General features: G+C 41.5%; 7 protein-coding genes, 1 tRNA gene and 1 pseudogene. 3 read left to right on the plus strand and 6 right to left on the minus strand.

Annotated elements, in window-relative coordinates; genetic code table 11:
* Window positions 1–36: 36 nt before the first annotated feature.
* The gene (locus HNR43_RS13340) at window positions 37–1,590 is read left to right on the plus strand and encodes a recombinase family protein (protein WP_183244546.1); all 1,554 of its coding nucleotides are present in this window, start codon (window positions 37–39) and stop codon (window positions 1,588–1,590) included.
* On the opposite strand, the gene yhbH is transcribed toward HNR43_RS13340, so the two are convergent.
* The 5 genes from yhbH to queG all read right to left on the minus strand — a co-directional run bounded on the left by yhbH (window position 1,587) and on the right by queG (window position 7,691).
* Window positions 1,587–2,756, minus strand: a complete 1,170-nt coding sequence (gene yhbH / locus HNR43_RS13345; protein ID WP_183244548.1) for a sporulation protein YhbH — start codon at window positions 2,754–2,756, stop codon at window positions 1,587–1,589. The genes HNR43_RS13340 and yhbH overlap by 4 nt on opposite strands.
* A 220-nt stretch (window positions 2,757–2,976) precedes the next feature.
* Entirely contained in the window at window positions 2,977–4,872 is a 1,896-nt protein-coding gene (locus HNR43_RS13350; protein WP_183244550.1) for a PrkA family serine protein kinase, read from the minus strand.
* A gap of 281 nt (window positions 4,873–5,153) precedes the next feature.
* Window positions 5,154–5,627 (minus strand): tRNA (uridine(34)/cytosine(34)/5-carboxymethylaminomethyluridine(34)-2'-O)-methyltransferase TrmL, encoded by a 474-nt coding sequence (gene trmL / locus HNR43_RS13355; RefSeq protein ID WP_425486541.1) that lies wholly within the window; start codon window positions 5,625–5,627, stop codon window positions 5,154–5,156.
* Window positions 5,628–5,638: 11 nt separating this feature from the next.
* On the minus strand, window positions 5,639–6,496 hold the full coding sequence (locus HNR43_RS13360) for an amidase domain-containing protein (RefSeq protein WP_183244554.1): 858 nt from the start codon (window positions 6,494–6,496) through the stop codon (window positions 5,639–5,641).
* 58 nt (window positions 6,497–6,554) lie between these two features.
* Window positions 6,555–7,691, minus strand: a complete 1,137-nt coding sequence (gene queG, locus HNR43_RS13365; protein WP_183244556.1) for a tRNA epoxyqueuosine(34) reductase QueG — start codon at window positions 7,689–7,691, stop codon at window positions 6,555–6,557.
* Window positions 7,692–7,755: 64 nt separating this feature from the next.
* On the opposite strand from queG, the gene HNR43_RS13370 reads away from it, so the two are divergent.
* A complete protein-coding gene (locus HNR43_RS13370) occupies window positions 7,756–8,418 on the plus strand; it encodes a B3/B4 domain-containing protein (protein ID WP_183244558.1) in 663 nt (220 codons plus the stop codon).
* 80 nt (window positions 8,419–8,498) lie between these two features.
* Here the strand turns inward: HNR43_RS13370 and HNR43_RS13375 are convergent.
* Window positions 8,499–8,572 (minus strand) — tRNA-Gly (locus HNR43_RS13375).
* 935 nt (window positions 8,573–9,507) lie between these two features.
* Here HNR43_RS13375 and HNR43_RS13380 point away from each other — a divergent pair.
* A pseudogene (locus tag HNR43_RS13380) lies at window positions 9,508–9,609 on the plus strand (SRPBCC family protein); the annotation flags it as partial.
* Window positions 9,610–9,704: the final 95 nt, after the last annotated feature.

The raw sequence follows: 9,704 nt of genomic DNA on the forward strand, positions 1-9,704 counted from the left end.
TACGGTTGGTTTTACAATAGTGTAGAGGTGATTTTTATGTACAGACCAACCAACCTCGATGTCTTTATTTATCTTCGTAAAAGCCGCAAAGATATTGAGGAAGAGAAAAAGGCAGCCGAATCGGGCGCATCATATGACACACTACAACGCCATCGTGATACGCTGCTTGCCGTGGTGCGAAAAGAAGAACATAACATCATCGACATCTTTGAGGAAGTTGTTTCTGGCGAGTCAATTGCAGAACGTCCGGAAATTCAAAAATTGCTACGGGAAGTCGAATCGGGCGTTGCTGATGCCGTGCTTGTGATGGACATCGACCGTCTTGGCCGCGGGGATATGCTTGACCAAGGCATTTTGGATCGAGCGTTTCGCTATTCCGGCACAAAAATCATTACACCAACAGAGGTGTATGACCCGGAAAGCGAAACGTGGGAACTTGTTTTCGGCATTAAATCTCTTGTCGCACGCGAGGAACTCAAAACAATCACGAAACGTATGCAACATGGTCGCCGTGCTTCCGCAGCTGAAGGAAAATCTATTTCAAAAAAGCCGCCATACGGCTATCTTCGCGACGAAAATCTCAAGCTGTATCCTGATCCAGAAACGGCATGGGTAGTTGTGAAAATATTCGAGATGATGAGAGATGGTCATGGACGGCAGGCAATTGCTGCGGAGTTGGACAAACTTGGTGTGAAGCCACCTGATGAAAAGCGAGCTTTTTGGTCACCATCAAGTATTACGGCAATCGTGAAAAATGAGGTATACATGGGGCACATCATCTGGGGCAAGGTGAAGTACGTCAAACAAAATGGGAAGTATAAACGTAAAAAAATGCCACAAGAGCGCTGGCACGTGAAGGAAAATGCTCATGAGCCGCTCGTATCAAAAGAATTGTGGGAAGCAGCGAATAAAGCCCATACAGCCCGTTGGCGCCCTTCTACCGTGCAAAATAAATCGTTATCCAATCCCCTGGCCGGGCTGCTGAAGTGCGAAATTTGTGGCTATACAATGTGGTATCAGCCACGCAAAGATAGACCTAATGCACTCATTCGTTGTGCAAACCCTAAATGTAAAGGAGTACAGAAAGGCGCTCTTCTTCCTCTTGTAGAAGAACGCATATTGCAATCACTCGCGGAATTCGTTGATCAGTTTGAAGTTCAAGAGCAGATGTTCGAGAAAAAGGAAAGACAATCTGTTATTCCACTCAGACAAAAAGCACTTGAGAAAAAAGAGAAAGAGCTAAAAGAATTGAACATACAGAAGAACAACCTTCACGATTTCTTAGAACGAGGAATATACACAATCGAAGTGTTCCTGGAACGGCAGCAAAATATCGTAGCACGCATGAAACAAACACAAGAGGAGATCGAGCAGTTGAAACAGGAAATTGAAAAAGAACAGCTTAAAGAGAAAAGCATGAATGAATATGTTCCAGCTGTTAAAAAAGTGTTAGAAGCATACCGACAGGCGAATGACGTAGAAAAGAAAAATCGCCTTCTCAAGTCGGTGCTTGAGAAAGCGACTTACTTGCGTAAACCGGAATGGACGAAAAAAGATCAATTCATAATACAAATTTATCCTAAAATCTAGCGCGAGGCAACCGCCTCCTTTTTTTGTGACGAGAAGAAATGCTTCAACGCCTGGAACACATCAGATTTTTGCTTTAAAATATAGTAACTAAAACGTTCGTCTTTAATATTTTGATACGCCCTAATAAGTGTAGAGGGTGTACGGTTGTACTGATTCACTTCCCCGTATCCAAACATATTCGATACTTTCATTAATTCTTGCACAAGTTTCACACACCGAGCGTTATCGGACGTTAAGTTGTCGCCATCGGAAAAATGAAACGGATAAATATTATATTTTGTCGGTGAGTATTTTGTTTCGATCACTTCAAGCGCCTTTCGATACGCAGACGAACATATCGTTCCACCGCTTTCGCCTTTTGTAAAAAATTCTTCCTCTGTTACAATTTTCGCTTCAGTATGATGCGCAATAAAAACAATATCGACCGTTTCGTATTTCGTCCGTAAAAATCGGGTCATCCAAAAGAAGAAGCTTCTAGCCATATATTTTTCCCATACGCCCATTGATCCGCTCGTATCCATCATTGCGATAACAACCGCTTTCGAATCGGGCTTAATCACTTCATTCCATGTTTTAAATTTTAAATCTTCAGGATAAATTGGATAAAAACTTGGATTACCACTTAATGCATTTCGCTTAAACGCAGCCATCATTGTTTTTTTCTTGTCGATGTTCCCCATCAACCCCGTTCGACGAATATCGTTAAATTCGATATGTTGAACAACGTGATCTGCGTGTTGCTTTTTCTTTAAATCTGGAAGCTCCAATTGACTAAAGAGAGCCTCTTCAAGCTCCATTAAAGACACTTCTGCCTCATAATAATCTTGCCCTGCAAGATCACCTGCCCCTTGCCCTTTTCCCGGTCCTTTTTGACCGTCACCAGAACCGTCGCGCGCAATGACATCACCAACTTGACTGTCTCCATCGCCTTGGCCGACATGTTTATTTTTGTCATAATTATAACGAATTTTATATTCATCTAACGAACGAATCGGTATTTTAATGACGTCACGACCGTTGGACATAATGATGCTTTCTTCTGTAATTAAATCACCGAGGTTATTTTTAATTGCTTCCTTTACCTTTTCCTCGTGCCGCTTTTGATCATCTTGGCCTTTTCGATGGAGGGACCAATCTTCCTTTGACACAATGAAGTTTCTACTCATTCTTTCCCCTCCTACAATATAAAATAATGATGCACATTTTCCTTTTTCATCGCATACACTATGTTGGCTTGCAAAAATAATGAATGAATGGTTGGTTACTTTATCCTATGCAACGTCCGAAAAAAATTGACAAATGATTTCGAAAATTGTTCTGACCTTTTTTGCTGGACAAGCCTGTTTTCTACGATGATAAAACAAAGCATGCCAAGTGCGGCATGCTTTATCGGTTTAACAAACTTCCGACATAACGAAGCAATTCATTTGCTGATGTAGAGTTATAACCATGTTCATCAATTAATCGAGCAACCACTTCATTAATTTTCTTCAGTTGTTGTTCATCAGGTGTTTTTGTGGACGTCGTAATTTTGACGATATCTTTTAAATCTGCAAACAATTTTTTCTGGATCGCTTCACGCAACCGTTCGTGCGAATTATAATCAAAACGTTGACCTTTCCGGGCATATGCTGAAATACGAATTAAAATTTCTTCACGAAACGCTTTTTTCGCATTTTCAGAAATGCCAATTTGCTCTTCAATCGAACGCATCAATTTTTCATCTGGATTCATTTCTTCTCCTGTGAGCGGATCACGAATTTTCGCCTTGTTGCAATACGCTTCCACATTATCTAAATAATTATCCATCAACGTTTTCGCTGACTCTTCATACGAGTAAACGAACGCTTTTTGTACTTCGCGCTTGGCGATTTCATCGTATTCTTTCCGTGCAATCGAAATGAAATTTAAATAACGTTCCCGATCTTCTTTAGAAATAGATGGGTGATGCTCTAATCCTTCTTTCAATGCTCGCAATACATCTAACGCATTAATAGACGGCACTTCTTTTCGAATAATACAAGACGAAATGCGATTAATGACATAACGTGGATCAATACCGCTCATTCCTTCGTCTGGATGTTCTTTTTTCAATTCCTCTACATCAACTTCATTAAATCCTTCGACTAGCTCCCCATCATACAAGCGCATTTTTTTCACAAGGTCGATATCGCCACGTTTCGGCTCTTTCAAACGCGTTAAAATCGTAAACATTGCGGCTACCCGTAACGTATGTGGGGCAATATGCACATCTGCTACGTCGCTCTCACGAATCATTTTTTCGTAAATACGCTCTTCTTCTGACACTTTTAAATTGTATGGTATTGGCATGACGATAATTCGCGAATGAAGCGCCTCGTTCTTTTTATTCGCAATAAATGAACGATACTCTGTTTCATTCGTATGAGCAACAATCAACTCATCAGCGCTAATAAGCGCAAAACGTCCTGCCTTAAAGTTTCCTTCTTGCGTCAAAGAGAGCAAATGCCATAAAAACTTTTCATCGCATTTTAACATTTCTTGAAATTCCATAATACCGCGATTCGCTTTGTTTAGCTCTCCATCAAAACGATATGCGCGCGGATCCGATTCGGACCCATATTGAGCAATCGTCGAAAAATCAATGCTGCCTGTTAAATCAGCAATATCTTGCGACTTCGGATCGGATGGGCTGAACGTTCCGATTCCGACACGCTTATCTTCGGAGAAAAAGATGCGTTCGACCATCACATCTTCAATGCGCCCGCCGTATTCTTTTTCAAGTCGCATCATGTTTAATGGGGATAAGTTCCCTTCAATACGAATGCCATACTCTTTATAAAACTCATCGCGCAAATGGTGTGGAATTAAATGAAGCGGATCTTCATGCATGGGACATCCTTTAATTGCATATACCGCACCACGATCGGTATACGAGTACGCTTCAAGTCCTCGTTTTAACATTGTCACAAGCGTTGATTTTCCCCCGCTTACCGGTCCCATTAACAACAAAATACGCTTTCGAACATCTAATCGTTTGGCAGCTGGGTGAAAATATTCTTCTACAAGCCGCTCTAGCGCTTCTTCGAGTCCAAATAACTGACCGCTAAAAAAGTTGTATTTTTTCTTTCCGTCTACTTCTTCTATGCCCGCATCTTTAATCATATTGTAAACGCGAGAGTGAGCGGACTGAGCCACCCATGGCTTTTCTTTTACGATTTCTAAGTACTCCGCAAATGTTCCTTCCCACTTTAATTTTTGCTCTTCTTCTCTATATTTTTGTATTTTTTTTAAAATGTCCATACACGGACCTCCTCCACCTTTGATGTCTAGCGTCATGATTATTACCATATGTATGCAAGGATGTCCGTAATCATTCGTAAAAGTATGACTTTCATATCGCTATACAATTAAGCTATAATGAAAACGTGGTCATTTTCTTGTCACTTCATAAAGGAGGAGATTTTATATGAAAACGCTTCTCGTACTTGGTGTTATTTTCGCCTTCTTAGCTGCCATTTTTACAGCGGGATACAACGATAAGCCGGAAGTAAAAAATTAAGCGACTTTCATTCGAAAGTCGCTTAAAATACATTTGGGAAGTTTTGTTGTCTCAACGCTTCGTACACGAGAATGGCTGCTGTATTCGATAAATTGAGCGAACGAACGTATTCGTTCATCGGAATACGCAAACAACGTTCCATATTGTTTTCGATTAAATCTTTTGGCAATCCGCTCGTTTCACGGCCGAAAACGAAAAAGTAATCTTTCGTTGAATCGCTATAGTCAAACGATGTGTAGTATGTTTGCCCAAACTTCGTAATAAAGAAAAATTCACCTTCTTTATATTTGTCGAAAAGCTCTTGTAATGAATCGTAATAATGTACATCGACGTATTCCCAATAATCTAATCCAGCACGCTTTAACATTTTGTCATCAGTTGAAAATCCGAGTGGACGAATTAAATGTAACGATGTGCCTGTTGCCGCGCAAGTACGCGCAATATTGCCTGTATTCGCTGGAATTTCTGGTTGATATAAAACGACATGTAAAGCCACATTCTTCACTCCTATACACGGTCAATAATATGAAAAAACTTATATTGGATATTTGGTGTATATGCCGTTGAATCCTCATATGACCAATACCGCATACGGCTATTGGACGTATGGGCATTGACAAGCGGCATCCCTTGTTTATCTTTCGCCACGACGATCGTCGTATGATCGAATCGTCCGTCCCCTTGAAAATCATAACAAATGACATCACCAAGAGACAACTGTTCCGGTGATTTTTTTTCAACGGCTTGAATGCCTGTTTTTGACCCGCTTAAATACCAACGTAATGCATTTGCGACCGTCCACGTATAGCTCCAGTCGCTTTTTCTCATCCACCATCCTTTTGTTTTGTTTGGGTAGCCCATCATGGGAATTCCGCCTGCGTGTAAACATTGTGAAATGAAATTTGTACAATCAACAGGGAATTTATGAAACGCTGGATTATAATCGTTCCACCATATTTCAGCATATCGTACTGCGGCTAATCGATCATACGTATAGCGAACACGTTCACCATCATCTCGTTCTTGCTTTTTTTCGACTTGTTCCGTCTCCATGTTAGGCAAAAGCAAGCGATCGCTCACAAGCTCACGTCGCTCAAATATTGCTTCACGCATCTCTTGTTTCTCTTCAACATACATCCAGCCATGTTGCCAAATAAAAAAACGAAAATGAACGATATAACTCACGAACGTTTTTGAAACGATATGTTTCCGCCCAACGATTGTTCCCTTTCCTTCACATTTCACAAGTTTGGCATTTCGCTTAGCTAATAACTGCTTTTTTCGTTCAATTTCTTCATCCGTCACATCGCTTATAAAAAAATGCCGAATACGTTCATCGAGAAGATCGTGTAGTCGCTCTCTCATCCCGTTCACCACTTTTTTCGTTTTTTACTACGTTATGTCACAAACAGTAGAAAAACAACTACACGTTTTCAAGCATCGCTAACGCTTTGTCAATTTCCCGAATGACGTCTCCATCTTGTTCATTCTCTTTGGCTTGTTGTAACATTGGTATCACTTTACGATTTCCGATTTTTCCAAGCGCCCACGCCGCTGTTCCGCGAATGACTGGACGTGAATCTTCTCGAAGTAACATCAATAAATCATCGATGGCACTTTCATCTTTATAGTGAGCTAATGCAATAATCGCATTTCGCTGAATCGGTTTTTTGCCACGCCATGCTCCCGACAAATGCCCAAACGTTTCTTTGAATTGGCGATTCGTCATATGAAGAAGCGGTTTTAATAAAGGTTTCACCACTTCTGGATCAGGCTCCATCTCTAGATGAAGATGAAAGTCCTTTCCTTTATTTTTCGGACAAACAAGCTGACACGTATCACACCCATACAATCGGTTTCCTATTTTATCACGAAACTCATCTGGTATGAACATTTTCGTTTGTGTTAAAAAGGCTATACAACGCTTCGCATTCAACTGTCCCCCTTGCACAAGGGCACCCGTTGGACAAGCATCGATACAGCGCGTGCACGTCCCACATTCGTCTTCAATTGGCGTATCTGGAGGAAATGGGATATTCGTAATCATTTCACCTAAATAAACATACGAACCAAATTCATGTGTAATAATTGAGCAGTTTTTTCCACTCCATCCGATCCCTGCCCTTTCCGCTACCGCCCGATCCGCCAATTCCCCTGTATCAACCATTGATTTCACTTTTGCATCTGGTACGCGTTCTAAAATAAATTGTTCTAATTTTTGCAAACGATCGCGTAAAACAACATGATAATCTTTCCCCCAAGATGCTCGACAAAAAATACCCCGTCGTTCTGTTTTCGTGCTTCGTGGTGCGTTTTTTAATTTTGACGGATATGCAAGGGCGATAGCGATAATAGAACGTGCTTCTGGAAGCAATAAAGATGGGGTCGTCCGCTTGTCAATATCAGGTTCTTCAAATCCCGATTGATACCCGAGTTGTTGCTGCTGACGCAACCTTTCTTTTAACTCAAAAAACGGATCAGCATGAGCAAAACCAATTTTATCAATGCCGATCGTCCGGCTATATTGAATGATTTCTTCCTTTAGTGCTTCAACGTCCATCTCCCCTCCCTCCTTTCTTTCCTTGCTGTTTATGTTACAATGTAAAGAAAAAGGAGTGAACGATATGTTAACCATTTGTGACACAGTAAAACAGCGCGTATCTCATTTTAAAATCGGCGTCCTTACATACGAACAAATCGTTGTCGGTCCATCCCCTAACATGTTGAAAGGGAAGCTTCGCCAATTTCAAGAGCTGCTATATTTTGATATGGAACAAACTCCGCTAGCTGAATGGCCAGAAGTGAAAGAATGGCGATCTGTCTTTAAACAAGTTGGCACCGACCCGAGCCGATATCGTCCTTCGTCCGAAAGTTTACTTCGCCGTGTACAAAAACAAAACTTTATCCCATCCATTCATTCGGCGGCTGATATCAACAACTTTTTTTCCTTATATTATAAACTACCGATCGGCATTTATGATCGTGATCAGCTAACAGGAGATATCATTGTCACGATCGGTACGCAAGCAGATGAGTATGTCGGCATCAATGATCGCACGACAAACTTTGAACGAAAACTCGTCACAAAAGACGCTCAAGGTCCGTTCGGCAGCCCAATCGTTGATTCGAAGCGAACAATGGTTACAGAGCAAACGACTCATGCCGTTCAAGTCATATACTTCTTACCTTCATTTACAGAAACACAATGTGGGCAAATGTTGCAAGCGATGAAAGAGATGTTTATCCAAGTTCATGGCGGTTCGGCACATACACAACTCATCATATAACATATACGGGGCAAGTAAAATAAAAAAACGCAATGCCCCGTTCATCTTCGAAACGAAACACTGCGTTGTCCCCGTATGTATGGAGCGGGTGATGGGAATCGAACCCACGACATCAGCTTGGAAGGCTGAGGTTTTACCACTAAACTACACCCGCATGCTTAAATTAACGATACCTGTCATCATTCGCCACGCTCGACCATGCCTCTTCCTCTACTCGCCTACTCGATGATGTTTGATGCGTCGAGGCAACTCGCCGCTTATTCGATGATGCGTCGCTCGTGGCTGAGGTTTTACCACTAAACTACACCCGCATACTTAAATTAACGATACCTGTCATCATTCGCCACGCTCGACCATGCCTCTTCCTCTACTCGCCTACTCGATGATGATTGGTGCGTCGAGGCAACTCGCCGCTTATTCGACGATGCACGGCTCGTGGCTGAGGTTTTACCACTAAACTACACCCGCATGCTTAAATTAACGATACCTGTCATCATTCGCCACGCTCGACCATGCATCTTCCTCTACTCGCCTACTCGATGATGTTTGATGCGTCGAGGCAACTCGCCGCTTATTCGACGATGCACGGCTCGTGGCTGAGGTTTTACCACTAAACTACACCCGCATACTTAAATTAACGATACCTGTCATCATTCGCCACGCTCGACCATGCCTCTTCCTCTGCTCGCCTACTCGATGATGATTGGTGCGTCGAGGCAACTCGCCGCTTATTCGACGATGCACGGCTCGTGGCTGAGGTTTTACCACTAAACTACACCCGCACGTGCAGAAAAAGTAGAAATTTGTCGAATGAAGCGTAAAAATAAAAAACAGGAATCCCTGCTTCGTAATTACGTTTTACATTATATCGACTCCCCTCAGACAAGTCAATACCTTGTTCACAACTTTTTCAAAAATACATCACTCATCTCTTTATAACCGATTTTTCCTATAAAATCGATGAACGCATGTATGATAATAATAAACATCTTGCATGAGGAAAGTGAGGAAAGAATTTGACATAACACCTTAAGGTTTCATATAATAAAAAACGAAACTAAAAGGTTATATATTTTAGGAGGATCATTTATGAGCCAAATGGTACAAGATATTCAACAAACAATCATCATTGAAGCGCCAATTCAAAAAGTATGGAATATGGTGTCTACATCTGAAGGAATAGCTTCATGGTGTTTTTGTCAATAATAAATTGAGCCAGAGCGATCACTTCAAAAGTGAGCCACTTTTAGAATCAGAGTTCCCATAAATGGGAGAGGGTGGGTGTT

Origin of the sequence: Anoxybacillus mongoliensis (assembly GCF_014201515.1) — a bacterium.
Taxonomy (GTDB): Bacteria; Bacillota; Bacilli; order Bacillales; family Anoxybacillaceae; genus Anoxybacillus; species Anoxybacillus mongoliensis.

Coding starts and splice junctions, on each gene's coding strand:
- HNR43_RS13350 (WP_183244550.1), bottom strand. CDS start 4,872: ATGGACATTTTAAAAAAAATACAAAAATATAGAGAAGAAGAGCAAAAA.
- yhbH (WP_183244548.1), bottom strand. CDS start 2,756: ATGAGTAGAAACTTCATTGTGTCAAAGGAAGATTGGTCCCTCCATCGA.
- HNR43_RS13370 (WP_183244558.1), top strand. CDS start 7,756: ATGTTAACCATTTGTGACACAGTAAAACAGCGCGTATCTCATTTTAAA.
- HNR43_RS13340 (WP_183244546.1), top strand. CDS start 37: ATGTACAGACCAACCAACCTCGATGTCTTTATTTATCTTCGTAAAAGC.
- queG (WP_183244556.1), bottom strand. CDS start 7,691: ATGGACGTTGAAGCACTAAAGGAAGAAATCATTCAATATAGCCGGACG.
- HNR43_RS13360 (WP_183244554.1), bottom strand. CDS start 6,496: ATGAGAGAGCGACTACACGATCTTCTCGATGAACGTATTCGGCATTTT.